This window comes from Flavobacterium sp. JAS (genome assembly GCF_020991455.1).
GTDB lineage: Bacteria > Bacteroidota > Bacteroidia > Flavobacteriales > Flavobacteriaceae > Flavobacterium.
On the sequence record NZ_JAJMOX010000002.1, the window covers coordinates 87033 to 113680 of the forward strand.

General features: G+C 33.2%; 27 protein-coding genes and 1 other RNA gene. 20 read left to right on the forward strand and 8 right to left on the reverse strand.

Going from position 1 to position 26648, the window contains the following annotated elements:
- Positions 1-269 precede the first annotated feature (269 nt).
- The 7 genes from LPB88_RS02650 (at position 270) to LPB88_RS02680 (ending at position 6793) form a co-directional block, all read left to right on the forward strand.
- Positions 270-755 carry a histidine phosphatase family protein gene (locus LPB88_RS02650; protein ID WP_230712244.1) on the forward strand — a complete coding sequence of 162 codons (486 nt, stop codon included), beginning with the start codon at positions 270-272 and terminating at the stop codon, positions 753-755.
- Between the two features lie 7 nt (positions 756-762).
- Positions 763-2844: a polyphosphate kinase 1 gene (ppk1, locus tag LPB88_RS02655; protein WP_230712245.1), complete on the forward strand. Its 2082-nt coding sequence runs from the start codon at positions 763-765 to the stop codon at positions 2842-2844.
- A gap of 35 nt (positions 2845-2879) precedes the next feature.
- The gene (locus LPB88_RS02660; protein ID WP_230712246.1) at positions 2880-3770 is read left to right on the forward strand and encodes a Ppx/GppA phosphatase family protein; all 891 of its coding nucleotides are present in this window, start codon (positions 2880-2882) and stop codon (positions 3768-3770) included.
- A gap of 118 nt (positions 3771-3888) precedes the next feature.
- Positions 3889-4470 (forward strand): TMEM175 family protein, encoded by a 582-nt coding sequence (locus LPB88_RS02665; RefSeq protein WP_230712247.1) that lies wholly within the window; start codon positions 3889-3891, stop codon positions 4468-4470.
- Between the two features lie 85 nt (positions 4471-4555).
- Positions 4556-5116: a Crp/Fnr family transcriptional regulator gene (locus LPB88_RS02670; protein ID WP_230712248.1), complete on the forward strand. Its 561-nt coding sequence runs from the start codon at positions 4556-4558 to the stop codon at positions 5114-5116.
- 63 nt (positions 5117-5179) lie between these two features.
- Positions 5180-6208, forward strand: a complete 1029-nt coding sequence (locus LPB88_RS02675) for a saccharopine dehydrogenase (RefSeq protein WP_230712249.1) — start codon at positions 5180-5182, stop codon at positions 6206-6208.
- Positions 6209-6214: 6 nt separating this feature from the next.
- Positions 6215-6793 (forward strand): NAD(P)H-dependent oxidoreductase, encoded by a 579-nt coding sequence (locus LPB88_RS02680; RefSeq protein WP_230712250.1) that lies wholly within the window; start codon positions 6215-6217, stop codon positions 6791-6793.
- Positions 6794-6883: 90 nt separating this feature from the next.
- Here the strand turns inward: LPB88_RS02680 and LPB88_RS02685 are convergent, their stop codons facing one another.
- Entirely contained in the window at positions 6884-7228 is a 345-nt protein-coding gene (locus LPB88_RS02685; protein WP_230712251.1) for a DNA polymerase III, read from the reverse strand.
- Positions 7229-7542: 314 nt separating this feature from the next.
- On the reverse strand, positions 7543-8628 hold the full coding sequence (dnaX, locus tag LPB88_RS02690; protein ID WP_089350285.1) for a DNA polymerase III subunit gamma/tau: 1086 nt from the start codon (positions 8626-8628) through the stop codon (positions 7543-7545).
- 430 nt (positions 8629-9058) lie between these two features.
- On the opposite strand from dnaX, the gene LPB88_RS02695 reads away from it, so the two are divergent.
- The 5 genes from LPB88_RS02695 to LPB88_RS02715 all read left to right on the forward strand — a co-directional run bounded on the left by LPB88_RS02695 (position 9059) and on the right by LPB88_RS02715 (position 11246).
- Entirely contained in the window at positions 9059-9457 is a 399-nt protein-coding gene (locus LPB88_RS02695; protein ID WP_230712252.1) for an NIPSNAP family protein, read from the forward strand.
- A 106-nt stretch (positions 9458-9563) separates the two neighbouring features.
- Entirely contained in the window at positions 9564-10043 is a 480-nt protein-coding gene (locus tag LPB88_RS02700; protein ID WP_230712253.1) for a cupin domain-containing protein, read from the forward strand.
- 49 nt (positions 10044-10092) lie between these two features.
- Positions 10093-10254, forward strand: a complete 162-nt coding sequence (locus LPB88_RS02705; protein ID WP_230712254.1) for a type II toxin-antitoxin system ParD family antitoxin — start codon at positions 10093-10095, stop codon at positions 10252-10254.
- A gap of 130 nt (positions 10255-10384) precedes the next feature.
- Positions 10385-10867 (forward strand): BON domain-containing protein, encoded by a 483-nt coding sequence (locus LPB88_RS02710; protein ID WP_230712255.1) that lies wholly within the window; start codon positions 10385-10387, stop codon positions 10865-10867.
- 7 nt (positions 10868-10874) lie between these two features.
- Positions 10875-11246, forward strand: coding sequence for a LysM peptidoglycan-binding domain-containing protein (locus tag LPB88_RS02715; protein WP_230712256.1), 372 nt, complete (start codon positions 10875-10877; stop codon positions 11244-11246).
- A gap of 356 nt (positions 11247-11602) precedes the next feature.
- Here the strand turns inward: LPB88_RS02715 and LPB88_RS02720 are convergent, their stop codons facing one another.
- On the reverse strand, positions 11603-11896 hold the full coding sequence (locus LPB88_RS02720) for a hypothetical protein (protein WP_230712257.1): 294 nt from the start codon (positions 11894-11896) through the stop codon (positions 11603-11605).
- A 124-nt stretch (positions 11897-12020) separates the two neighbouring features.
- Here LPB88_RS02720 and rnpB point away from each other — a divergent pair.
- From rnpB to LPB88_RS02740, 4 genes are all read left to right on the forward strand, one after another.
- Positions 12021-12336, forward strand: an RNA gene (rnpB, locus tag LPB88_RS02725) — RNase P RNA component class A.
- Positions 12337-12366: 30 nt separating this feature from the next.
- Positions 12367-13617, forward strand: coding sequence for a cation:dicarboxylate symporter family transporter (locus LPB88_RS02730; RefSeq protein ID WP_230712258.1), 1251 nt, complete (start codon positions 12367-12369; stop codon positions 13615-13617).
- Between the two features lie 131 nt (positions 13618-13748).
- A complete protein-coding gene (locus LPB88_RS02735; protein ID WP_230712259.1) occupies positions 13749-14669 on the forward strand; it encodes a ketopantoate reductase family protein in 921 nt (306 codons plus the stop codon).
- A gap of 360 nt (positions 14670-15029) precedes the next feature.
- Entirely contained in the window at positions 15030-15578 is a 549-nt protein-coding gene (locus LPB88_RS02740) for a hypothetical protein (protein WP_230712260.1), read from the forward strand.
- A gap of 35 nt (positions 15579-15613) precedes the next feature.
- Here the strand turns inward: LPB88_RS02740 and LPB88_RS02745 are convergent, their stop codons facing one another.
- Together LPB88_RS02745 and LPB88_RS02750 are read right to left on the reverse strand one after the other, a co-directional pair.
- Positions 15614-16303 carry a response regulator transcription factor gene (locus LPB88_RS02745; RefSeq protein WP_230712261.1) on the reverse strand — a complete coding sequence of 230 codons (690 nt, stop codon included), beginning with the start codon at positions 16301-16303 and terminating at the stop codon, positions 15614-15616.
- A gap of 10 nt (positions 16304-16313) precedes the next feature.
- Positions 16314-17672 carry a sensor histidine kinase KdpD gene (locus LPB88_RS02750; RefSeq protein ID WP_230712262.1) on the reverse strand — a complete coding sequence of 453 codons (1359 nt, stop codon included), beginning with the start codon at positions 17670-17672 and terminating at the stop codon, positions 16314-16316.
- Positions 17673-17940: 268 nt separating this feature from the next.
- On the opposite strand from LPB88_RS02750, the gene LPB88_RS02755 reads away from it, so the two are divergent.
- Positions 17941-20055, forward strand: coding sequence for an outer membrane beta-barrel family protein (locus LPB88_RS02755; protein ID WP_230712263.1), 2115 nt, complete (start codon positions 17941-17943; stop codon positions 20053-20055).
- A gap of 58 nt (positions 20056-20113) precedes the next feature.
- Here the strand turns inward: LPB88_RS02755 and LPB88_RS02760 are convergent, their stop codons facing one another.
- Complete coding sequence (locus tag LPB88_RS02760) at positions 20114-20719, reverse strand: RsmD family RNA methyltransferase (RefSeq protein WP_230712264.1); 606 nt, start codon at positions 20717-20719, stop codon at positions 20114-20116.
- Positions 20716-21537 carry a DUF3822 family protein gene (locus tag LPB88_RS02765; RefSeq protein WP_230712265.1) on the reverse strand — a complete coding sequence of 274 codons (822 nt, stop codon included), beginning with the start codon at positions 21535-21537 and terminating at the stop codon, positions 20716-20718. The genes LPB88_RS02760 and LPB88_RS02765 overlap by 4 nt, the downstream gene beginning before the upstream one ends.
- A 386-nt stretch (positions 21538-21923) precedes the next feature.
- Between LPB88_RS02765 and LPB88_RS02770 the strand changes: the two genes are divergently transcribed.
- Positions 21924-23348, forward strand: coding sequence for an ATP-dependent RecD-like DNA helicase (locus tag LPB88_RS02770; RefSeq protein ID WP_230712266.1), 1425 nt, complete (start codon positions 21924-21926; stop codon positions 23346-23348).
- A 75-nt stretch (positions 23349-23423) separates the two neighbouring features.
- Complete coding sequence (gene ygiD / locus LPB88_RS02775) at positions 23424-24254, forward strand: 4,5-DOPA dioxygenase extradiol (RefSeq protein WP_230712267.1); 831 nt, start codon at positions 23424-23426, stop codon at positions 24252-24254.
- A gap of 97 nt (positions 24255-24351) precedes the next feature.
- Here the strand turns inward: ygiD and LPB88_RS02780 are convergent, their stop codons facing one another.
- Positions 24352-25692 (reverse strand): PQQ-binding-like beta-propeller repeat protein, encoded by a 1341-nt coding sequence (locus tag LPB88_RS02780; RefSeq protein WP_230712268.1) that lies wholly within the window; start codon positions 25690-25692, stop codon positions 24352-24354.
- A gap of 131 nt (positions 25693-25823) precedes the next feature.
- On the opposite strand from LPB88_RS02780, the gene kdsB reads away from it, so the two are divergent.
- The gene (gene kdsB, locus LPB88_RS02785; RefSeq protein ID WP_230712269.1) at positions 25824-26555 is read left to right on the forward strand and encodes a 3-deoxy-manno-octulosonate cytidylyltransferase; all 732 of its coding nucleotides are present in this window, start codon (positions 25824-25826) and stop codon (positions 26553-26555) included.
- The last annotated feature ends 93 nt before the right edge of the window (positions 26556-26648 follow it).

Below are 26648 nucleotides of genomic sequence, written 5' to 3' on the forward strand. Positions count from 1 at the left end.
AGGAAATATTTGTTTGCGGTAAATTCTTTCGATAAATCTAAATGTTCTTCTTTTTTATCTGTATTGATTGCACTATTTCCGTTTAAGAATGTGTATTTAATTTTATCGAAATAAAACTTTGCTACGAGTCTGTCCAAGCGTTTTTCTTTCTAAAACTTTCATTTATTGTTAACAGAAATAAAAAATGGGAGAGTATTAGAATTTCTTTTGTAAATTAGAACTTAAATAAAAGATTAGCCTCCATAAGGAGGTTTCTAAACCTTAGGCTTATGAAAAATTTAATTTTAATACGGCATGCAAAATCAAGTTGGGAAGCTCCTTTAAAAGATTTCGATAGACCTTTGATGAAGAAAGGGATTTTGGATGCTCATGATGTATCAACACATATTTCAAAATTTCTGCCAAAAACATATATAATATGGAGTAGTCCTGCTGCTCGAGCCACAGAAACTGCACTTATTTTTGCTCAAAATATTTCATATCCTATTGAAAGTATCGTTTATAAAGACGACCTTTATACCTTTGATGAAAGACAACTCGAGAAGGTTATTAAATCATGTGATAATAGTTTAGATAGCGTTATTCTTTTTGGACATAACGAGGCTATTACAAATTTTGTTAATAAATTTGGGGATGTTTTTATCGAAAATGTTCCTACTTCCGGCTTTGTGTCATTACAATTTGATGCAGAAAGTTGGGACAACATTAATAAAGGTAAAACCCATAAAACAATTTTCCCCAAAGATTTAAAATAAATTACCAGTGTACGAACAGAAATATATCGATAGAGAAAAAAGTTGGTTAGCGTTTAATGCAAGAGTACTTCAGGAAGCTGCAGATAATACAGTTCCACTTTTAGACAGGTTGCGTTTTGTTGGAATTTTTTCCAATAATTTAGATGAATTTTTTAGAGTTCGTTATGCTGCGATTAGAAGGTTGAGTCTTTCTGGAATTTCCGGCGAAAAATATTTAGGAGGAGTTTCTGCTCATCAATTAATCAAGGATATTACCGAGATTGTTATTCAGCAGCAATCAGAAAGTTTACGTATTTTAAGTAATATCGAAGCAGAACTTGAAGCCGAAAATATATTTATCATAAACGAAGATCAAATTACAAAAGATCAGGAAAGTTATTTAAAAGACTTTTTCGTTCAAAAATTAAGTCCGGAATTGGTAACGATTATTTTGAATGATCTGGCCGAATTTCCTGTTCTTAAAGATACATTAGGTTATTTGGCAGTTCGTCTCGAAATGAATTTAAACAATGAAATTCGCTACGCCGTTATCGAAATTCCTAAAACAATAAACAGGTTTGTTGTCCTGCCATCAAATGATGAAAAACAATATGTCATTCTTATAGATGATGTTATCCGTTATAATCTGGGAAATATTTTTAATATTTTCGATTATAAAAGTGTCTCTGCACACATGATCAAAATCACGCGTGATGCGCAATTGGATATTGATAGTGATTTGAGCAAAAGTATGCTGGAGAAAATTGCAACATCAGTAAAAGACAGACGAATAGGAGAACCGGTTCGTTTTATTTATGACAATTTAATTGAAGAAGATACACTGGAGTTTTTCCTGGATAAAATGAAAATCGTAGAAACAGACAGTATAATTCCCGGCGGAAGATATCACAATCGCCGTGATTATATGAGTTTTCCAAATTTAGGAAGATACGATTTGCTGTATAAACCAAATGAGCCATTACCAATTCCTGGTTTGGGTTTAGGCGGAAGTATTCTGGAAAAAATCAATAAAAAAGATTATTTATTACACGCACCATATCAGTCATTTTCTTATTTGACAAAGTTCTTGCGTGAAGCCGCTTTAGATCCAAAAGTTACAAGTATAAAAATTACCCTGTATCGTTTGGCAAAGAATTCGCAAATCATTAGTTCTTTGATTAATGCTGCTAAAAATGGTAAAAAAGTAACGGTTCAAATCGAACTTCAGGCGCGTTTTGACGAAGCTACAAACATCTCGTATGCAGAGCAAATGCAAACCGAAGGAATCGATCTTATCTTTGGAATAAAAGGCTTAAAAGTTCACAGTAAAATATGTGTAATAGAAAGAGTTGAAGACGCAAAAACACGTCGATACGGATTTATTTCGACAGGAAATTTCAATGAAGCAACCGCTAAAATTTATACAGATGTTACGCTTTTTACCTGCCATCAGGGAATTTTGAAAGACATTTCTAAAATATTCGAATTTTTCGATATCAATTATAGAGTACACAGATACAAGCATTTAATAGTATCACCACATTATACCCGATCGAAATTCGTTAAATTAATTGATCGTGAGATTCTGCACGCATTAGCAGGTAGAAAAACACATATCAAATTAAAAATGAATAGCTTATCAGATTTTAAAATGATCGATAAATTATATGAGGCTAGTAATGCCGGAGTAAAAATTCAGCTTCAGGTAAGAGGAATTTGTTCGTTGATTCCCGGAATTCCCGGAATGAGCGAAAACATAGAAGCCATTAGTATCGTTGATAACTATCTGGAACATTCAAGAGTTTATATTTTTGGAAATGCCGGTTTAACCGAAGTTTACATTTCGTCTGCCGACTTTATGACCAGAAACCTTGACGGAAGAGTTGAGGTAACTTGCCCAATTTATGATCTTGAAATCAAGAAAGAACTAATAGATAATTTCAACATCGCATGGAAAGGGAATGTAAAAGTGAGATATCATTCCTATAAATTAGATAATAAGTATAAGCCTCGTAATCATCATGCCCCATTTAGAGCGCAGTTGGAAACCTACAAATATTATCAAAATAAAATCGAGGTAATCGAAGAGGTGGTACAGCGAACAAATTAAAAACAAATAATAAAATTTCAAATCATAAAGTGAGTATGATTAATATAAGGAAATATGCAGCAATAGATATTGGTTCAAATGCCATGAGATTACTAATATCCAATGTTGTAGAACAAGAGGGTAAAGAACCGCAATTTAATAAAAGTTCCCTTGTTCGTGTGCCAATTCGTTTGGGACAAGATGCCTTTACTGTAGGAGAAATTTCAGATGAAAATATAGATCGAATGGTTGATGCCATGAAAGCATTCAGTCTTTTGATGAAAGTACATAAAGTAGAACGTTATATGGCATTTGCTACTTCGGCAATGCGTGAAGCTTATAATGCCAAAGAAGTTGTCGCTTTGATTAAGAAAAAAGCCGACATTAAAATTGAAATTATTGATGGTAAAAAAGAAGCGGCAATTATTGCTTCAACAGATTTACATCATTTATTGAAAACAGATGAAACGTATCTTTTTGTAGATGTTGGAGGCGGAAGCACGGAATTTACATTATTCTCTGATGGAAAAATGATCAACTCAAGATCTTTCAAAGCAGGAACAGTTCGTTTGTTGAATGATATGGTTTGTGATGTGGTTTGGGATGAAATCGAAAAATGGATTAAAACAAACACCGCAGATTATGATGAAGTAACTTTGATTGGTTCTGGAGGAAATATCAATAAGTTGTTTAAAATGTCTGGAAAACAACAGGAAAAACCGCTTTCATACATTTATATCAATTCGCAGTATGCATTCTTGAATTCATTAACTTACGAACAAAGAATCGCCGAATTAGGTTTAAATTCTGACCGTGCCGACGTAATTATTCATGCAACCAGAATTTATCTGAATGCCATGAAATGGAGTGGAGCGCGCCAAATCTACGTTCCTAAAATCGGACTTTCGGATGGAATCGTAAAAGCAATGTATTACGGAAAAATATAATTTTTGCTCAATTATTTTCGCCACGAATTCACGAATTAGTACTGATTTTTTAAGCGCAAAGTTTGAAATATTAATTCGTGAATTCGTGGCGAAAAAAAACAGATAAGTAATTTGTAAAATGAATAAAACTAGACTTGAAGCCTTTAGCGATGGTGTTTTGGCAATCATCATAACCATAATGATTCTGGAAATCAAAGTGCCTCATGGAGTTGAGTTTGCCAATTTAAAACCACTAATTCCAAAGTTTTTAAGTTATATTCTAAGTTTTGTTTATGTTGGAATTTACTGGAATAATCATCATTATTTAATTCACAGTCTGACCAAAATCAACGGAAAAATTCTTTGGGCAAATCTGCATTTACTTTTTTGGCTGTCTTTAATTCCGGTTGCAACGGGATGGATGGGAGAAAATAATTTCGCAAAGGCGTCCATGACTTTATATGGCGTGGTTTTGTTATTATGCTCGTTAGCTTATTTTATTTTGCAGCGAACTATAATTGTTAATGAAGGAGAAAACTCCTTACTAGCCAAAGTTATCGGCAGGGATTTAAAAGGACACACATCATCTGTTTTATATATCGTAGGAATAGTCTTTTCGTTTTTCAACGAATGGATTTCAGGAGCCGCTTATTTTGCAGTTGCATTGTTATGGCTAATTCCCGATAAAAGAATTGAAAAAGTTTTTGCATCAAAAGATTAATTTCGATGACGACACTTATTTAATGCATAAGGATCTATGTTTCTATGTGTTAGAATGTTTTTAAATTTAAATTACGATCCTATAAATGAAATCCGTTTTTCAATCTATTCAAAAGTTGCCTCAAAACGAATTAGATCAATTAGATGATTTAATTACTTTTCGAACACTCAAAAAAGGAGAACTTTTATTGAAAGAAAATGAGGTATGTAATGAAATTGTTTTTATCAAAAAAGGAATTTTAAGATCCTATTTTTTCAATCATCAAGGAGACGAAATCACCAATTGTTTCACTTTCGAAAACGAATTTATGGCTTCCTTTTCTAGTTTTATAACCCAAAATGTTGCCGAAGAAAATATTCAGGCTTTGGCCGATACAGAATTACAGGTTTTAAATCGTGAAGGTTTAGAGAAGTTGTATGAACTAGGAGTTCATTGGCAGGAAATAGGTCGTAAATTGACAGAAAAGGAATTTGTAACACTTCAGAAACGAATGGTCTCTTTTCAAAAATTATCTGGTACACAGCGTTATGAAGAGCTTTATCAAAATCATAAAAAATACCTTCAATTAATCCCGCTTCAATATTTGGCGTCCTATTTAGGTGTTACACCAAGGCATTTAAGCCGAATCAGAAAAGCAATTTTATAGGACATTTGTCTGGTTTCTGAGAAATATTTGCTCATTATTTTTGCTGAAAATAATATTACAATAATGAGAAAAAATATTTTAATAATTGGAGGAACAGGATTAGTAGGTAAAGTCATATTACGTATTCTTAAGGAAAGAAATCCTGACTATAACTTATTTGTTGGGAGTCGTAAATTAAGCAATCAAAGAAATAGTTTAGTTGTTGATGTTGCTAATCCTAAGACTTTTAGTGCTATCTTAGAGAATGAAATTGGTTTGATTGTAATGTCTACAAAAGATGATACCAATGAAATTCTGCAATTTGCAATACAAAATAATATTGATTATGTTGATATTACAAAGCCAACTCCCGATTTGACCGTCGCATATGATTTAGCTAAAGGGTATAAACAAAATATTAATAGCCGAATTGTTTTTAGTTCTGGCTGGATGGGTGGCATTGTGGGTAGTTTGGTTGATTTCGTAGAAAGTGATAAGTCTAAAATTCAAGAAATAAATCTTTATATTTATTATTCGGTAAAAGATTTGGCAGGGAAAAGCTCAGCAAATTTTTTGGCGCAAAATATATGTAAACCCTTTATTGTTTATGAGAATAATAAAGCTAAAAATGTCAAGCATTTTTTGAATTCAGAAAAATTTGATTTTTCATTCGGAATAGGAAAAAGGCAAGTTTATAATTTAGATGTTCCCGATTTATTCATTTTAAACCAGGTGGAGAAAATACCAACCGTTTGGGTAAAAATGACTTATAATTCTAAATTTATTACCCGTTTAATGGGGTATTTTCAATCCTTTAAAATTTTTAATATCATGTCTTTAAAGGAAAGGCAGCTATTGTTTGGTTCAAGTGGAAATGGTGATCAGACCATTTTTGAAATTATTATTAAAACCCAGCAAAAAACAAAGAAAATTAGTTTGCAAAGTGTGAAGGGTCAAGCCGAATTAACAGCATTATCGACAGTTTTGCATATAGAGAAAATGTTAAGTAAAACAGTATCAGATGGAATTTATTTTAGCCATCAAATGCATTCATCTCAGGAAGTTTACGAGGCATTAGAAAGTTATCATGCTATTAATATTAAAATAAACTAGTTGAATATGAAAAAAATACTGATTATAAACGGACATCCAAATCCGTCAAGCTTTAATTTTGGAATAGCCGATTCTTATTTAAAAGGTGTAATTGCTTCCGGAGCAGAAGTAGACACAATAACGATTGCAGATTTAAAATTCAATCCGAATTTGCAATTTGGTTATCAAAAGCGTACAGAATTAGAACCTGATTTATTAGAATCGTGGCAGAAAATTAAAAAAGCAGATCATCTCGTTTGGATTCATCCCGTTTGGTGGGGTGGACTTCCGGCAATCACAAAAGGATTTATAGATCGCTTATTTTTGCCAGGAATGGCTTTTCAATATCGTGAAAATTCGGTTTGGTGGGATAAATTACTAACAGGAAAAACAGCTCATATTATTACAACTTTAGATCAGCCAGGCTGGTATTACAGATTGTTCTATGCGCGGCCAAGCGTTAATCAATTAACGAAATCTACTTTACAATTCTGCGGAATAAAACCCGTAAAAGTCAGTTACATCGGAATCATAAAAACAGCAGATGGTCTTCAAAGAGCAAAATGGCTTGAGAAAATTTATGATTTTGGACTGAAAAATAAATAAAATGTAGTATTGATAAATTTTCGCCACGAATTCACGAATTTTTTATTCTCAAAGATTAACAAAAAAATTCGTGAATTCGTGGCGTTTTTTTTAAGAAGTTAAATCCAATCCAAATGTAGAACGCAAAAGATCAAGATTTGGGTTGATTTCCATCAAACGATTGTATCGATCCTGATCGTTTAAGCTTCGTTTGATTTCGACCGCTTCATTTACGTTAACTTGAATTGTGATATCGTGATTGTGTAAATGTCCTTTTAAATGTCCTAAAAGCCCGTGTATCTGGCTTTCGAAATCTAATTTAGAGCCTTCATTAGGTAATTCAAGTGTAATGGTAGTTCCGTCAAGAGTTGGGTCGTTAATTAATAATAACGCTTCCATAATTTTGAAACCTTTGTCGCCCAAACGCTGCGCATATTTATTCCATTGCACTAACATTTCGGTTTCTGTAAACTCTTCAGTAGGCAGTACAGAAGAAGGTTTGACATACGATTTAGTGCTTGCTTCCAGTTCTTTTTTCTTGCGAATACTGGATAATGAAAAAGCCGAAATTTTAGGTTCGTTACTTGTTTCAGGTTTTGGAGCTTGAGGAGTTTCTTCTTTTGAAGTTTTGGCAGTTTCAGTTTCTGTTGGACTTACTGCATTTTCAACTTTTGAAGTTGGATTTACAGTTTCAGCACTTTCGACTTTGGACTTTGGACTTTGGACTTCAACTATAGAGTAACCTCCATTTTTATAATAAGTAGGCGGAATTATGAATTGCTCAACTTTTTTTTTTCTCCATCAAAATTGATAGAGGCCAATTGCATCAAACATAATTCAACCAAAAGGCGTTGATTTTGACTTAATTTATACTTTAAATCACAGTCATTTGCAATGTCGATTCCTTTTAATAAAAAGTCCTGAGAACATTTCTGAGCCTGAACACCATACATTTGTTGCGCTTGTTCACCCACTTCAAGTAAAGCGATTGTAGCAGGAGTTTTGCTTACCAGTAAATCTCTGAAATGCGAGGCCAGACCAGCTATAAAATGATGTCCGTCAAAACCTTTTGCAAGAATATCATTGTAAGCCAATAAAAGATCCGGAATCTTATTTTCTAAAAGTAAATCAGTAATGCTAATGTAAGTTTCGTAATCTAAAACGTTAAGGTTTTCGGTTACAGCCTGACGCGTTAAATTAGTTCCGCAATACGAAACCACACGGTCAAAGATAGATAAAGCGTCACGCATTGCACCATCAGCCTTTTGGGCAATAATGTGCAAAGCATCATCTTCAAAATTGATTCCCTGACTTGTTGCAACTTCTGCCAAATGTTCTTTAGCGTCTTTTACGGTAATTCTTTTGAAATCAAATATCTGACAACGAGATAAAATCGTTGGAATAATCTTGTGTTTCTCTGTTGTTGCTAAGATAAAAATAGCATGTTTTGGCGGTTCTTCTAATGTTTTCAAAAAAGCATTAAAAGCAGCCGAAGACAACATATGAACCTCGTCAATAATATACACTTTGTATTGCCCGGTTTGTGGCGGGATACGAACCTGATCAATAAGGTTACGAATGTCATCAACCGAGTTGTTTGAAGCCGCATCTAACTCAAAAACGTTAAAAGCAAAATCTTCGTTAGGATCGTCATATCCGGGCTGATTTATTTTACGAGCCAAAATACGCGCACAAGTTGTTTTTCCAACTCCACGAGGTCCTGTGAATAAAAGAGCAGAAGCAAGGTGATTGCTGTCAATTGCATTCAACAAAGTGTTGGTAATGGCTTTCTGACCTACAACATCCTTAAAGGTCTGCGGGCGATATTTACGAGCCGATACTACAAATTGTTCCATATTCTTTTTATTCGATAGCAAATATAGTCCGAAAATTGCCAAATCACAAATCTGAAATTGATAAATATTAGAACGAATTTTGAGTGTTTTGAATATGAGAAAGTAAGAAGTTTAAATTAACAATTTTTAATATTAGCGATCTTAAATTAAACGCTGATAAAACAGATTCACTAAAGCGAAAAAGCTAATTTAGACAAACTTTTTGTGTGTTTGCCTTCCTGAGCGAAGTCGAAGGATGGTAATTAAAATCGAAAATCAAAGCCCTTGCGAGGAAAGACGCAATCGCACCATGCTGAAAAAATCAATGATTATGAAAAGATTTAATTCAGAAAACTATAATTTTAATTTATATTTTTGTTAGAGTATAAGCCTTTTGTTATCAGTGTTATAAATGAAATAGAGAATTGAAAACCTTAATTAACGATCCTATATGAAACTATTTTTATTGACTTTATTATTAATCACAACTTCAATTGTAAAATCGCAAAATACGACTCAATCAAGTCCTGTTTATCAATTGCGTATTTATGAAATTTTCGAAAACAACAAGAAAGAATTTCATGAGCGATTTCGTGATCATGCAATGCGTATCATGAAAAAATATAACTTTAAAATTATTTCTATTTACGAATCAAAATCAGATAAGAAAACGGAGTTTGTTTATTTTTTAGAATGGCCGAATGAAGCAGTAATGAAAAAAGCTTGGGAAGGATTTAAAGCTGATAAAGAATGGATTGATGTTAAGAAACAATACACCGAAAAATATGGGGATGTAGTAGGAAATGTTGAAGATCGGGTTTTGACAAAGGTTGATTATTCTCCGAATTAAAGATCCTTACTTATCTTTAGTATTTTTCATTTTTGTACCCGTTAACGTGAACGTCCCGCTCGTGAACGCAATCTAAATTAATTACAGAGAATAAAACAATCTAAAAATGAAAACTCCAATTACAACCGTCAATGAAACCGAAGGTCATAAATTAAAAATAGCCGGAGGTAATTACCGAATCATAATCTCAGGAAAACAAACTAATGGAGAATACGCTGTAATCGAAATGTCGGTTCCTCCGGGAGCGGGACCAAATCCTCATGAGCATCCTGATTTTGCAGAAACGTTTTTTGTTTTGGAAGGCGAAGTTTCTTTTAAATCAGAATTAGGGAGTTATGTGGCTAAGAAAAACTCTTTTGTCAATATCCCGAAAGGCGGAATTGTTCACGGATTTAAAAATCTAAGTGATAAACCTGCTAGACTTTTATGCACGGTAACTCCAGCGGGATTGGATGATTTGTTTGAAGAAATGGCAAATTATATGGAAAGCGCTGCTTCAAGTAGTGAATTGGAGAAAAAGGAAAACATAAATGCTATATTTAAGAAGTATGGACAAACACTTTATCCTGAGAATTATTTGGAATAATTAATTGTTTTACGCTTTTAATAATTTTAAATAAACTTGAAATACGCTCATGGAAAGAAATACCTCTAAAGAAGAAGAGAATCGTTTAGTAATACTGAAAGATGCAATTCAGGAAGGAATTAACAGTGGTAGAGCTGAAAATTTTGATCCAAATAAATATCTTGAAAGTTTAAGAGCAACGAAAAGCCAAAAATCAAAAAGTCTTAAATAGCAAAATTCAGGACTTTTTTTATGTGCTTATTTTAAGAAATTAATAAGATTTAAAATTGTAGGATTATTTTGTAATATTTTATTGATTTATTCGTTAACTTAGAAGATTAATTAATTTAAAAAATATCATTATGAAAGTTAAATCAATTTTATTAGGTCTGTGTCTTGCTTTTTCATTAGTAGCCTGTGGTCCTAAAGATGCAGATATTCAAAAAGAAATCGCTGCAAAAATGGGTGATATGCCCGGAATGGAAGTTACTGTAAAAGATGGTGTTGCTACTATCTCTGGTATTTGTAAAGATGCTGCTTGTAAACAAAGCTGTGAGAGCATTGCTAAAGGAATTAAAGGAGTAAAATCTGTGGTGAATAATTGCGAGATTGCTGCTCCGGAACCTGTGGCTGTTACTCCGGCTCCAGTTGAAATTAACCCTGATGCTGTTTTAACTACTTCTGTAAATGGTGTGGTGAAAGCATATAGCGGAGTGACTGCTACAGTTGCAAATGGTGTAGTAACACTTACAGGAGTGATCAAAAAAGAGCAATTACCAGCTTTGATTCAAAGTGTGCAGGAATTGAAACCGAAAAAAGTTGAAAATAAGTTAACTATAAAATAAGAGCGTTATGAGTTTACTGGATAAATACAAAGAGTTGACAGATTTAGCTACTAACTTAGGTACGGCTAATTTGCAGGTAAGAGAGCAGGATAATGTGCTATATGTTGATGGTACAGCAAAATCGGCAGAAGATAAAGAAAGACTTTGGGATGCTTACGGAAAGATCGATCCTGAATTTAGATCGGCTGATGTGGTAATGAATATTGCAGTTGCCGAAGGAACAACAGTTGATTATACTGTTGTAGGTGGTGATTCTCTATCAAAAATAGGAAAAGCACACGGGGTTTCATGGCAGGCAATTTTTGAAGCCAATAAAGATATTATTAAAAATCCTGACTTGATTCAACCGGGATGGAAGTTAAAAATACCAACAGCGTAATTTAGTTTATGTACTGTTTTTAAAAGTCTGTCATTTTATGATGGACTTTTTTTTGGTTTGGGGTTGGGATTGGCACGCGGATGACGCAGATTTAAACGGGTTTTCGCTGGTTTTTTATGTCATTGCGAGGAACGAAGCAATCTCATTTGCTGAATCACTTTGCGTTTGTAGTAGTGAGGTTGCTTCGTTCCTCTCAATGACTTAGATTGTGGTTAATTGCTTTGAAAACATAAAATTTCTGTATGAAACCTAAAGCCCTAGCCCTGATAGAAGCGAAAATCCTTTTGTGGCGGTCCCGATAGCTATCGGGAGCAACAAAAGATTGAAGCGGATAGCAGGAAATAGCTCCTTAAAAATCACCTTCCCTTTATGCTTAGTTCGAATAAAAATTTTGCGGTTTCCTGATCAGAGTCGGCGGAGAAACCTGCTACATAAACGCCCTTTTTGCCTGAACTCGATTTAATTCCGTATACAACTGCCTCATCGCCTGGGTCCGAATCCCCCTCGTATCGATACACATGAACAATTTCAAATTTTTCAGGATTTTTTTTAATCAGATCCGAGTTTAGATTAAAATCACATGTAAATCCTTTTTCATTCAATTGATCTAAAGCTTTTGAAACAGTTGCGTAATGATACATTCTAATCATAATAATTGAATTTTAAAATTATGGATTTTAAAGATAACTAATTTAAAATTAAAAAGTTATGAAAATGAGGGTAAAATCTAAAATTTAAAATCATTATTCTTAGTTGATAAATCGTTACTTTTGCGCCGCAGACCGCCTTATCGTCGCTCAATTTATTGGGGGGAGGAAAGTCCGGACACCAGAGAGAAGCATAGCGGGTAACGCCCGTCGGCGTTAGAAATGACGCAAGGACAAGTGCAACAGAAAGTATGTACAGGTAATGCTGTAGTGAAACCAGGTAAACTCTATGCGGTGAAATACCAAGTATATCAGCATTTAAGGGCTTCTCGTCCGTTGTTGAAGGGTAGGTAGCTTGAGTCCCGCAGTAATGCGGGATCTAGATAAATGATAAGGCTCTGATTTATCAGAGACAGAATCCGGCTTATAGGTCTGCATTTTTTATATATTTGTGATGTCTCTAATCTATTTTCATGAATATAACTTCTCCTAATGCTGCAGGGAAACCTAAGCAAAGTACTTTTAAAACTGTAATTACCAATCTTACTTTTTGGGTTTTGATTGCTATTATCGCCGGAATATTACTCGGACATTTTTCGCCTGAAAATGGTGTGAAAATGGAAATTTTAGGAGCAAAATTTATTGCACTAATCAAACTTTTTATCGGACCAATTATTTTTCTGACCATTGTTTTGGGAATTTCCGGAATGGGAAATCTTAAAAAAGTAGGTCGAATTGGTGTAAAAGCGCTCGGATATTTTGAAGTAGTTTCGACAGTGGCACTCGCTATTGGTGTTGGCGTTGCTTATCTTTTTAAACCCGGAAAAATTGATAAATCGGCATTGACTCTTGGAGATGCCAGCCAATATACAAAAGGCGGGGCGGAACATTTTTCGTGGGTGCAGTTTTTCTTTTCAAATTTTACATTACAAGTTTTATTAGCTGCAATTATTTGTGGTATTGCATTGAATTTTTATAAAAAGAGAGAACAGACAATTCTGGTTTTAGAACGCTTTTCGAAAGTCGTTTTCACAGGTTTGAAATACGTCATGTATCTGGCTCCAATTGGCGCTTTTGGCGGAATGGCTTTCACAATTGGTAAATTTGGATTGCAAACCTTGATTCCACTTGGGAAATTAATGTTATGTGTCTATCTGACAATGGCTTTGTTTGTGTTTTTAGTTTTGGGAAGTATCCTGAGATATTATAAAATCAGTATTCTTTCGGTTTTAAAATACATAAAAGAAGAACTTTTATTGGTTCTTGGAACTTCGTCTTCTGAAGCCGCTTTGCCAAGTATTATGGTGAAACTGGAGCAGATGGGCTGCAGTAAATCTGTTGTAGGGTTGGTGATTCCAACGGGCTATTCTTTTAATCTCGACGGAACTTCGATTTATTTGTCAATGTCGGTGATATTTTTGGCACAATTGTATGATGTACATTTGAGTTTTTTCGAAATACTGAGCGTAATCGGAATCCTGATGGTGACGTCAAAAGGTGCAGCAGGAGTGACCGGAAGCGGATTTATAGTTCTGGCGTCAACTTTGACGGCTTTGCATAAAATTCCGGTCGAAGGTTTGGCCTTTTTATTGGGAGTGGATAAATTTATGAGCGAAGCCCGAGCCATAACAAATTTGATTGGAAACACGGTAGCAACAATTATAATTTCGAAAACAGAACGTGATTTTACGGAGCTGAATTTAGAGCCTGTTTTGGAGGAATAATTTGATTTACGAGATGGCACGCGGATGACACTGATTCGCTAAAGCGAAAACGCGGATTTAAACGGATTTTTTTATCATTGTGTTGCATAATTAACATTGTGACTTAGAGCCTTTGTGGCAAAAGAAATATTATGAAAAGAATTGGAATTTTAGGACTAGGCGGAGTTGGCGGTTATTTTGGCGGACTTTTGGCAAAAGCGTATTATAAATCAGATGCGGTTGAAATTGTTTTTATTGCGCGTGGAGAAACTCAAAAGGTAATTGCTCAGGACGGATTAAAAATAGTTACAGATGAAAGTGAACTTATTGTTCGTCCAAAACTGGTTTCGAATAATCCAGAGGAAATTGGTGAATTAGATTATTTAATTTGCGCTACCAAAACTTATGATATTGAAGAAAGTTTGCTTTCGCTGAAAAATTGTATCGTTCCTAAAACGGTTATTCTTCCACTATATAATGGCGTTGATGCGCCAGAACGTATTCAGAAATTATTTCCTGAAAATGAGATTTTAGAAGGTTGTGTTTATATTGTTTCGATGATTTTTTCGCCAGGAACAATCCGAAAAATAGGATTTTTTGAAAAGTTATTTTTTGGTTCTAAAACCGCTTCAAAATCAAAATTAGAAGAATTACAAGGTATCTTTCAAAAGGCAAAAATCGAAAGTTATTGTGTTGAAAATATCGAAGAAACAGTTTGGGAGAAATTCATTTTTATTTCGGCGTTAGCTTCTGTAACTTCTTATTTGAATGAGAATATAGGTGAGATTTTAAGTAACGCAGATTCTAAAAAACTTTATGTTGAATTATTGCATGAAATTGCCGCTGTTGCGAAAGCTAAAGGGCTGAAATTGCCAGATGATATTGTAGCGCAAACCATTTTAAAATTAGAAAAATCACCAAAAGAAGCGACCTCGTCTATGCACAGAGATTTACTGGCAGGCAAAAATACAGAGGCAATTTCGTTGACGCAATTTGTGGTAAAAGAAGGTGCTAAATATAATGTAGAAACACCTTTTTATAAAAAGATTGCAAGTGTTTTGTTGTCAGAATAAATTATGATTCGTCTTTTGTGGTACGTACTAAACTGATTCCGGATATGAAGAATACGATACCAAGAATGCCGTAAATAATTAGGGATTTAATATCTCTAGTTCCTCCGGATGTGCCAGCGAATATTACGGCTGTATAAATAAGACCAACTATACCAAGAATGGTTAGCAAGCCTCCAAAAAATCTTTTTAGGTTCATGATTTCTAGTTTTAAAAGGTTCATAACAAAGCTATTAGGTAATCTGTTGAAACCGTTATACAATTGTGTATAAAACTTATATCATTTACAGTGTTAAAAGATTGTTTTAGTACGATTTGTATGATTTAAATGTTATTTTTGGCGCAACCAATTTAACAACCAAAATGAAAAAAAATTATCTGTTCTTATTTTTAATGACCCTTTTGTTTAATGGGGTTTATGCACAAGATGAAGCGGTAACTTCTGTTAGAAAAAATCAATTTAAGATTAATATGCTCTTTCCGGGATTCGTTTACGAACATGGTTTTTCGACCAAAAACACCTTGTATTCAGAGGCATGTTTAGGAGCGGGTTATCGTTACAGTAGCTATTATGATGAATCAAATGTGTATCTTTTTCCTATGATTAACGAACAACTTCGTCATTATTATAATTTAGAAAAAAGAGCTGCCAAAGGAAAAAGAACAGCATATAACTCAGGAAACTTTGTTGCTGCGTCGGCTTATTATAATTTTCAATCCATCTCTACGAATAGTAGATATGGTAATTATGCGCCTTCATTTACAATAGCAGCACTTTGGGGATTTCAACGCACTTACAAAGGAAGATTTAATCTGGAATTCAATGTTGGACCCGGAGTTAATTTCGATAAATATGATACTGAATTTTCTCCAATTGTTAACTTTACAATAGGTTGGGTAATAGGGAAGTAATTCTAAAAAAAAATATACAGAAAAACCTTGATTCGTCAAGGTTTTTCTATTTTAAATTCTAAGCCAATATTACGAACGCTTTCAATGCTAATTTTTGGATCTGAATTAAAATATTTTCTAAGCCTGCTGATAAAAACATCCATACTTCGTCCGGAGAAATAATCGTCTTTTTTCCAGATGGACATTAAAATTTGATCCCTTTTTAATAACTGGTTATGATTCAGATATAAATACTCAATAAGAGAAGCTTCCATTTCTGTGAGCTGCTGGACATGATTTTTATTATTGAGAGTTAATCTTTCATTATCAAAAATATAAGAACCAATTTCAATTATATTATTTCCGTCGAGAGTTCTCTTTTGTTCGATTCTCTTTAGAATATTCTGCAAGCGTAGAATCAGTTCGTCGACTTCAAAAGGTTTTATGATATAGTCGTCTGCACCTAGTTTTAAGCCAATGATTTTGTCTTCTTTTAACTTTCTTGCCGTTAGAAAAATAAAAGGAATCTCAGGGTTGATTGTGATTATTTTTTCGGCCAATGAAAATCCGTCCATTTTTGGCATCATAACGTCAAAAACACAAATATCAAAAGTTTGGTTTTTAAAATAGTCTAAAGCTATTTCTCCATTTTCTGCCCAGATAACTTCAAATTGATGCAGTTCTAAATATTGTTTTAAAATTGCAGCAAAATCAAAATCGTCTTCGGCTAAAAGTAGTTTTTTCAAAATATGGTAATTAAACTTTTAATAAAATAGTAAACTGAGTTCCTTTTCCTAAATCACTCACAACGCTAACAGAACCCTGATGCGCTTTTATAATTTGATTGACATAGTACAATCCTAAACCTAAGCCTTTTGTATTGTGAAGATTTCCTTGTTCTACGCGATAGAATTTTTCGAAAAGAAGTGATTGTTTGTTTTTTTCAATTCCAATTCCGTCATCTTCAATACTAATTGAAAATTGATTTTGTACTATTCTTGTTTTTATCGTAATCGTATTGGAACCATATTTTACAGCATTTTCCAAAACATTTAAAAAAGCGGTTGTCAGATGGAATTTATCCAAAACTAAAACTGTTTTCTGCGTTTGAAAATCAGTTTGAAGATTGATTTTTGGAAATGTAATTTTAAAATCATTTATAATTGAAAAAAGAAAATTTTCGGTTTCTATTTTTTCTTTTTGTAATTCAATTTCGTTTTCTGCAAGCGAATTTGCCATAACCTGATCAATCAAATTTTGTAAACGATTGTTCTGGCGTGAAATCGTATTGACAATCGAATTGAAATTATCATCATTATCACGAATGTTTTTTTGCTCCAGAATTTTGGTAGAAATCCCTAAAGTTGCCAAAGGTGTTTTAAGCTCGTGTGTAATATTATTGATAAAATCGGTTTTTACATCGCTTACTTTTTTCTGTTTGATCAAAGCTTTAATCGCAATAATAAAAAGCGTTATAAGCGTTAAAATCGATAACAAAGACAAAATCAAAACAAACATCATTCGTCTTAGAATAATCATTTCCCAGTCGATTACAGAAACATACATTGAATCTTCGGTCAATAATTTATAATCCTCATTGGCGTACGTTCCGTTTGTGGTTCCAACATAACTTCGAACCAAAAAAGCATGATTTAAAGAAATCAGATTTCCATATAATTTGTTTTGTATAAAAGGCTTTTCAGAGAAAATAGTATCTGCCTTTTTTGTGTTTTGATACAAAATAAATTTATTCAGGACAATGGCAAAATCAATTTTAAGATTGGGTAAATCTCTTTCAAATTTACGCTTGATTTTCTGTGTCAATATATCTTGAAATTCATTGTCGAGAACACCATTTTTAATGTCAAGTTTGGTCTTTTTTCCTTTAATATAATTCTCTGATAAACTTTTATAAAGAGCTTCTTTTTTAGAAACAATTACTGAATCTATATCACTGTAATTATTGGAGATCTGAGCGATTTCATTCTTGATTTCAGTATGAAACTGCGCCACTTTATAATCGTAAGTCGTTTTTACCAAATAACATTGAACCGTTGACAAAACGATCAAAGCGATGACAGAAAACGCGATTAATAAATTGATTCTTTGTTTCATTGTTTTTATGGCTCGCGGATGACGCGGATTAAACGGGTTTACACGGATTTTTTTATTTTTCACCCACATCTAAAAATGATTTAAGCAGATAAAAATAGAATCTGTGCAAACCAGTTTAATCCGTAAAATCCGTGGGCAAATTTTCAAGTCAAAAATAATGCTTTTATAGAACAAAAAGCACGTTAACTCCGCATTAACCTTCAATTAACCTACAGAACTCTTTTTTCGAAGCACTTTTGCAGTGTTTCAATCTAAAATCAATCAAAAAATGAATGTTTATTTGCCTTTAAAGCTTATTCTAATTGTACTCTTATTTTGTTTTTCTCTTATCGGAAATGCTCAAACGAAAACTCCCAAAGACAGTATTTCTAATAAATTAAATGAAGTTGTTATCGCTCAGAATAAAAAAACTTTTACCAATACAAACGGAAATATCAAAGTTGATGTTGCCAATTCGATTTACAGTTCAATCCCTAATTCGGTTGATTTGCTGGCAAAATTACCAACAGTTCAAATAAGCTCAGACAAAGAAAGTATTACAGTTGTTGGAAAAGGAAGTCCGTTGATTTATATCGACAATCAAAAAGTGGGAATGAACGATTTGAATGCTTTGGCTGTTGCCGATATTAAAAGCATCGAAATCATTCAGAATCCATCTTCAAAATATGAAGCAGAAGGACGTTCTGTAATTTTGATAACCAGAAAATTTAGTAAAAAAGATAGTTTTAAAACTGAGATTTCTGAGGTGGCTTCTTTCAAAAAGAATTATAATAATTATCTGGGATTTAATTCTACTTTCAAAAAAAATAAACTGGAGTTGAAAGCTAATTTTAACTACAACCGACTGAATCCGTGGGAAAGTCATAGTATCGATTATCAAATTCCAACGGCAGATATTGCGTCTAAATATGATGTCTCGGCCGAAACCACACGAAATCAATATGTTTTTGGTGCAGGTTTGTTTTACAAAATAAATGAAGACGATTATTTTTCGTTTAGTGTCAATAGCAAGTTACAATCAGATACTTTTCCGATTAATACAATAACAAATAATAAGAATAAAGATGTTGTAAATAACGTCGTAACTTTTACAGATAATGATAGTAAAAAGAATTTTGTAAACTCCTTTTTAAATTATCAGAAGAAAATAAAACCAATTGATACACAGGTTTTTGCAGGTTTGCAATATTCTAATTTTGATCAATCATTGTATACCGATGTAAGTAATAATTTTAATGATACCCAATTTGAACAAGCACAAATCAGAGATCAAAAATTTAAAATTGATTATTTTTCAGGAAGAATTGATGTAGAGAAAAAGTTTAAAAACGAAATGAAATTTGAGTTTGGAGGATTGTATTCTGCTGCAAAATCTAAATCTGATGTGGCTATTTTTTATACCGAAACCAATCAAAATGAATTAAGCAATTACGACTTTAAAGAGGAAAATTTATCTGGATATACTCAATTGTCAGGCAAGATTAAAAAAGTTGATTTCTCTCTTGGTTTTAGGGTGGAGAACTCAAATATAGTCGGGAAGTTCAGAACTGATGCCGAACCGTTACTCGAAATAAATTATACCAATTTTTTCCCGAAAGCACAGTTTACATTTCCAATAGATAGTACAAAAAGTATTTCTGTAAATTATGCCAGAAGTATTTCAAGGCCAAATTATTCCTCATTAAGTCAGGGAGCAACTTATATAAATCCTTATTTTTTATATGCCCGAAATATCAATTTAGGTCCAACATTTATTAACGAAATTTCAAGTACTTTTCAATATCATGACAAGTCGGTCAAACTTAGTTATTACGAGGCTAAAGATCCTGTTTACAATAGTTTTTCTTTTGATGATCAAACTAATATAATGACTTTTAAAGATATCAATTTTGATAAAAGCTCCGGATTTTCAGTTGATTTTACGCTGCCGTTTACCTATAAGTTTTGGACAACAACCAATTCTTTGATTTTTATTTTAGAAAAAGTTGAAGATAAATCTGCAGAATTTCTGGCTTCAAAACCATATTCTTATTATAGTTCAAATAACGAATTTAAACTTCCAAAAGAGTATTCATTTGTTTTAAACTTTTGGGGATTAACAAAACAATATACTGGGGTTTTTGAGACAAATCCCAGATTTATAGTGGACGCGGCGGTTTCAAAAACCTTCTTCAAGAATTGGAATTGTACTTTAAGCTGCAATAATATTTTTAAAAATAATATTGAGACCGAAAAATTCACCATCAATAATGTAAATTCTAAAGCAAGATATGTTGTCGATAATCATTTGGTTTCAATAGCCATAAAATACTCTTTTGGAAAGGTAAAAGAAACCGAATTTAAAGAGAAAAACAACGATGAAAATCAGAACAGAGTTAATTAGTTAAAACAAAAAATCCCTTGAAATTTTCAAGGGATTTTTTTATGATATAAAAGGGAAATTATCCTTCGTCTTCTTCTGTTACTTTATTGGATGAATCGTCCGGAAGTTCTTCATCGTCATCTGTCGAGTTCAGTTCGAAGAAACTAAAGAAAGAACCACCGTAACTTTTCTGGAAAGAAAAATTACTTAAATGTTCCATTTTGGTATATTTCGAATGCTCGATAATCATCATTCCGTCTTCGTGAAGCAAGTCTCTTTCAAAAACCGTTAAAACAATTTTTTCAAAAGCCGCCTGATCTAATCCGTAAGGAGGATCGGCAAAAATAATATCGTATGATGTTTTACAGTTTTCCAGAAACTTGTACACATCACTTTTTGTAGCAGCAATATTAAAATCATATTCTGAAGCTACTTGTTTGACAAATTTTACGCATCCAAAATCTCCGTCAACAGAGGTAATTGGCGCACTTCCGCGTGAAGCGAATTCGTAACTAATATTGCCGGTTCCTGCAAATAAGTCTAAAACCTTTAAGCCTTCAAAACTAAAATGATTATTCAAAACATTAAATAATGCCTCTTTACTCATGTCAGTCGTTGGTCTTACAGGAAGGTTTTTTGGCGGAAAAATTCGGCGTCCTTTGTATTTTCCTGAAATGATTCTCATGATTGAAATAAGATATAATGTTTTTGATTTTGTGCAGTTGAAAAGCTGTTCCTTTGCTGTAAAGTGTCGACATTCATAAATGATATATGGCGAATGTACTTGTATGCAATGGCATAAAATGGGTCATTTTCGTCTATTGTGCCTAATAATTCCAGAGGGAAAATTTCTGGATTTAAATTCAATTGTTCGGCAGTAAATAGAATATAATAAATGAAATCTTCGGGAGTTTGATATTCAAAAGAATTGAATAACAATAACTTCTGATTTTGTACTACGATAATTTCAAAATGATCCGGATTGAAATTGACAACCATTTTTTTCTCATCATGATTTCGCGAAGCGTCAAGTATTTTTTCCACCAAAATACTGTTGGCATGTTTGTAATCGAAAGTACCAAACTGGTCAATAAAAAAGTTGTTTATATTCACGTACGGAATATAAACTGAGTTCATGTGGTAATTTGAAATCTGATCGTAAGCAAAAAAATCAGTTTCAAAAACCTTTGTATTGTATTGCAAATAGCTGCCAAGATAGTTTTCGTCAAACAAAGGCGTTGGTACAAACGTCGAAAGATTATTGTTGTGAATGACTAAAACTTCGTCGTAGGTATCTTTTAACTCCGGATTATTTTTGAAAGCATCGCCAAAAAGCTCTTCAATTTTGTTCGCTTTATGAAAAGAATCAAACTGAATTTCTTTTAGAGAAGTTATCGTATTATTTAAAGTGTCAAAACAACAAAATGACAATCCAGTCAGGGAAACCTGAATAGAAAGCTTTTTGTATTTTTTTGAAGTGATATTAGTATTTTGCAATGACATATTGATTTACAATTCGTTACCTGTTTTACAAGAAAGAATTTAAGGCGACCACAAACTTACAAATTAAAAAGCAACAATTATAATTGCAATTTCGAAAAACAATTTTAATTAGGCTTTAAAATATGGTTAAGAAAAAGTTTTCGACCTGTTCTTTTACCATATAAGTGATGTAAAAAAAAGAAATTCCAATTTTTTTAAATTCTAAACTCCAATAAATCCTTTTTTATCATCGTCTTTGCTTTAGCGAATCAGTTTAATTTGCATCAGTTTGTTTTTTTTGATATTTGAAGTTGTCACTGTATTGGAATTTGGAATTTAAAAATTTGGAATTTTATAAATTGACATTGCCATTTAAAAGCCCGTACTTTGTATCTCAATTTTACCTTATGAATTCATCACTGTTTTACGGCGTTTTACAAAAAAAGTTTCCATTTGCACCAACTTACAAACAGGACATTTTTTTTCAGAAAATCGCTATTTTCTTAACGGATACACATAACGATACCATTTTTGTATTAAAAGGATATGCGGGAACTGGAAAAACAACCGTGATTTCGACTATTGTAAATAATCTGGGTGACATCAATAAAAAGTTTGTTTTGCTGGCACCAACAGGTCGTGCGGCAAAAGTAATTGCCAATTATTCGAATACTCCAGCTTTTACGATTCATAAAAAAATATATTTCCCTAAAAAATCGGCTGGTGGAGGCGTAGCTTTTACCAAGCAATTGAACAAACATAAAAACACCATTTTCATTGTCGATGAGGCTTCGATGATTTCAGACAGTAATTCGGATTCTAAATTGTATGATAATGGATCGCTTCTGGATGATTTGATTCAGTATGTATATTCGGGAACCAATTGCAAGATGATTCTTTTGGGAGATACCGCTCAGTTGCCACCTGTAAATTTAGACATAAGTCCAGCGCTTGATACACAGACTTTAGCGATTCATTATAATAAAGAAATCGAGCATATAGAACTTGACGAGGTAATGCGTCAGGAGGAAAGTTCAGGGATTTTATTTAACGCAACAGAACTGCGTGAATTACTAAAAGAAAGTTTTATTACCGAGTTTAAATTCAATGTCAAAAAGTTCAAAGATATTGTTCGTTTAACGGATGGTTACGATATTCAGGATGCTATTAATTCGGCGTACAGCAATTATAGTATTGAAGATACAGCGTTTATTGTTCGTTCGAATAAAAGAGCGAATCAGTATAATGAACAAATCAGAACTAGGATTTTGTTTAAAGAAAGTGAACTTTCTGTGGGCGATTTCCTGATGGTGGTTAAGAATAATTATTTCTGGTTAAAAGAAACTGACGAAGCCGGATTTATCGCCAATGGTGATATTATCGAGGTTCTGGAGCTCTTTGGAATCAAAGAATTATACGGATTTAATTTTGCAAAAGTAAAAATCAGAATGGTCGATTATCCGGAGCAAAAGCCTTTTGAAACCGTTTTGTTATTAGATACCATAAAGAGCGAGTCTCCATCTTTAACGTACGAAGAATCAAATCGTTTGTACGAAGAAGTGATGAAGGATTATGAGAATGAAACCACGAAATACAAGAAGTTCCAGAAGGTAAAAGAGAATGAGTATTTTAATGGTTTACAAGTGAAATTCTCGTACGCCATTACCTGTCATAAATCGCAAGGAGGGCAGTGGAACACGGTTTTTATCGAACAGCCGTACTTACCAAACGGAATCGATCGTGATTACATTCGTTGGCTTTACACGGCTATGACGCGTGCCAAAAATAAGTTATATTTGATAGGATTTAAAGACGAGAGTTTTGTGGAATAAAATTTTTTCGCCACGAATTTTACGAATTTTATTAGAATAATTTGTGAATTCGTGGCGAAAAAAAAACTTAAGCAAATGACAACACTAAACGATTTACATTCGATTTCGTCTACGTTTTCGAATACTGATAAAATGCCGGTTTTGTTTTTAGGACACGGCAGCCCGATGAATGCTATCGAAGAAAATCAGTTTGTGGCTGGTTTCCGAAATCTGGCTAAAACTCTGCCGCAGCCAAATGCTATTTTGTGTATTTCGGCACATTGGTTTACCAATGGAACCAAAGTAACCGCAATGCAAATGCCAAGAACTATTCATGATTTTGGAGGATTTCCGCAAGCATTATTTGACGTGCAATATCCCGCAAAAGGAAGTCCAGAACTGGCTGTAGAAACTAAAAAAATATTAGAACCTGTTCAGGTTGATTTAGATGAACATTGGGGTTTAGACCATGGTGCCTGGAGTGTAATAAAACATTTATATCCAGAGGCAAATGTTCCGGTAATTCAGTTGAGTATTGATTACACCAAATCAGGACAATATCATTTTGAGCTGGCGCAGAAGTTACAATCATTGCGACGAAAAGGAGTTTTAATTATCGGAAGCGGGAATATCGTTCATAATTTACGTTTGGTCGATTTCAGAAATTTTGACAAAGATAATTACGGTTTCGATTGGGCAATTGAAGCGAGAGAAACCATCAATAATTATTTATTAGACGAGAATTTCCAGCCTTTAATTGATTTCGAAAAAATGAACAAAGCAATACAACTCGCGATTCCAACTCCAGATCACTATTTGCCTTTGCTTTATACTTTAGGTTTAAAAGAAAAATCAGAAGAACTGACTTTGTTCAACGATAAATTACTAGCCGGTTCTTTGAGTATGACCTCAGTAAAAATCATGTAATATAACTTTGCGAATCTCTGTGAAACCTTTGTGAGTCTCTGTGGAAGAGTTATAACACAAAGTTGCGCGAAGATTTCACAGAGATTCACGAAGATTTTTATTTGCCTTTCTCTAAGTTATAAGCATATAAATAACCGTCAGCACTTCCAAAAAAGATTGTATTGTTGTTTATAAATGGCGATGATACAATTGAGCCTAATTGATAAAATTGATCCATCACTTTTTTGTTGTTTTCATAAAGAGAAAGATCCTCGTTTTGTCCTGTATATCCAAAATCTAACAAATCGTTTTTTAATGTTGAAGAAGCAAATTGCTTGCGATTATCAGTGCTTATAAAATTGGTTTTTTTACCATTAGAAAGTAAATCCAAAGAGAAGAAATTACCAGTAAAATCGCCAAAATAAATCGTATTTCCTGCAATTGCCGGAGATGTATAAATATAACCATTGGTTTTAAATTTGTATTTTTCGGCTCCGGTTTTGGCATCCAAAGCCAATAAAGCGTAACTATCTGATGTTCCTACATAAACGGTGTTATTTTTTATAACGGCGGAACTTAATATCCAGGATTTTTCGGCATCATATTTCCAGATTAGTTTTCCGGTTTTAGCATCTAAGGCAAAAAAGAACGGATCTCTGGCTCCAAAATAAACTTTTCCATCAGAAACCGCAACAGACGATTGAATGCCTTTAAAACCCATTTTTGTTCCTGTTGGGAAATTCCATAGTTCTTTACCTGTTTCAATGTTCAAAGCATATAATGTTGCATCCCAACCTCCAATATAAACTTTATCCTGATCGATTACAGGAGTTCCGTGAATTGGTCCGTTGGTTTTGAATTTCCATTTTAAAGCGCCTGTTTTGGCATCAACTGAATAAACATTTCCATCACTGCTGCCAAATAAAACTACTACTGATCTTCCTTTTTCATACACAACAGGAGATGATAAGTAAAAATCCCATAGATCATCCATATATTGTGTGTCTGGTTTCATTCCGTCTATACCGTTTGCGCCTAGCCAGTGTTCTCCGCCGGTTTTAAATTTCCAGATTAGCTTTCCATTTTCTGTATTTATGGCGTAATAATTTCCGTCGAAACTGCCAAAATAAAGAATGTTTTCAAAAGTACTTAACGAACTGTGAATTGCTCCGTCAGTTTTGAACTTCCATTTTGTTTCTCCTGATTTTTCATCAAGGGCATAAAGAAATCCATCTTCACTACCAATATAAACTACGCCATTTTTTACCAGTGGCGAAGCAAAAATTTTACCTTCGGTTTTGTGTTTCCATTTCAAATCGCCAAGTGGCTGATATCCTTTTCCGTCATAAATGGGATTCGAAAAGGCATTAATTATTTTGGGATTATTTTTTTGGCTTAAAGCCGAATTGATAAAAAAGAAATTCAATAAAAGCAGAATCAGAACTGACGGTTTTTTCATGATGTTTTTTCTTATAAATATACTATAATTTTAAAATGATGGCAATCATATTGTAAAGTTCTGTTCTGATTATTTTTTTAAACTTAATTTCGAATGGTTACATTTGTTTGACGTTTAAAAAATAGTATAAAATGAAAATAATAGCTGTAATTCCGGCGAGATATGCATCAACACGTTTTCCTGCTAAATTGATGCAGGATTTGGGTGGAAAAACCGTGATTTTAAGAACTTATGAAGCAACTGTTGCTACAAAATTGTTTGATGATGTTTTTGTCGTAACCGATTCTGATTTAATATTTGATGAAATTGTAAATCACGGCGGAAAAGCCATTATGAGCATCAAAGAGCACGAATCCGGAAGTGATCGAATTGCAGAAGCTATTGCAAATTTAGAGGTTGATATCGTGGTAAATGTGCAAGGCGATGAACCTTTTACAGAAGCTGGACCATTAGAGCAGGTTTTATCTGTTTTTAAAAATGATGAAGAGCACAAAATAGATTTGGCTTCGTTAATGCGTGAAATTACAAATGAAGACGAAATCAACAATCCTAATAATGTAAAGGTTGTAGTTGATCAATCGCAGTTTGCGTTGTATTTTTCGCGTTCAGTAATTCCTTATCCAAGAGATAAAAATGTTGGTGTGCGTTATTTTCAACACATCGGAATTTATGCTTTTAGAAAACAGGCTTTGTTAGACTTTTATAGTTTGCCAATGAAATCTCTAGAAGCTTCTGAGAAGTTAGAGCAACTACGTTATTTAGAATTTGGCAAACGTATTAAAATGGTTGAAACCACTCATGTTGGAATCGGAATTGATACTGCTGAAGATTTAGAGAAGGCTAGGGCTATTTTGGGGGGGTAGTTTGTGGGTAATGGCATGCGGATGACACGGATTTAAAAGGATTTGTTCCTCGCAAAGACAAACACAATACAAAAAAAAGCTTATAAACAATTG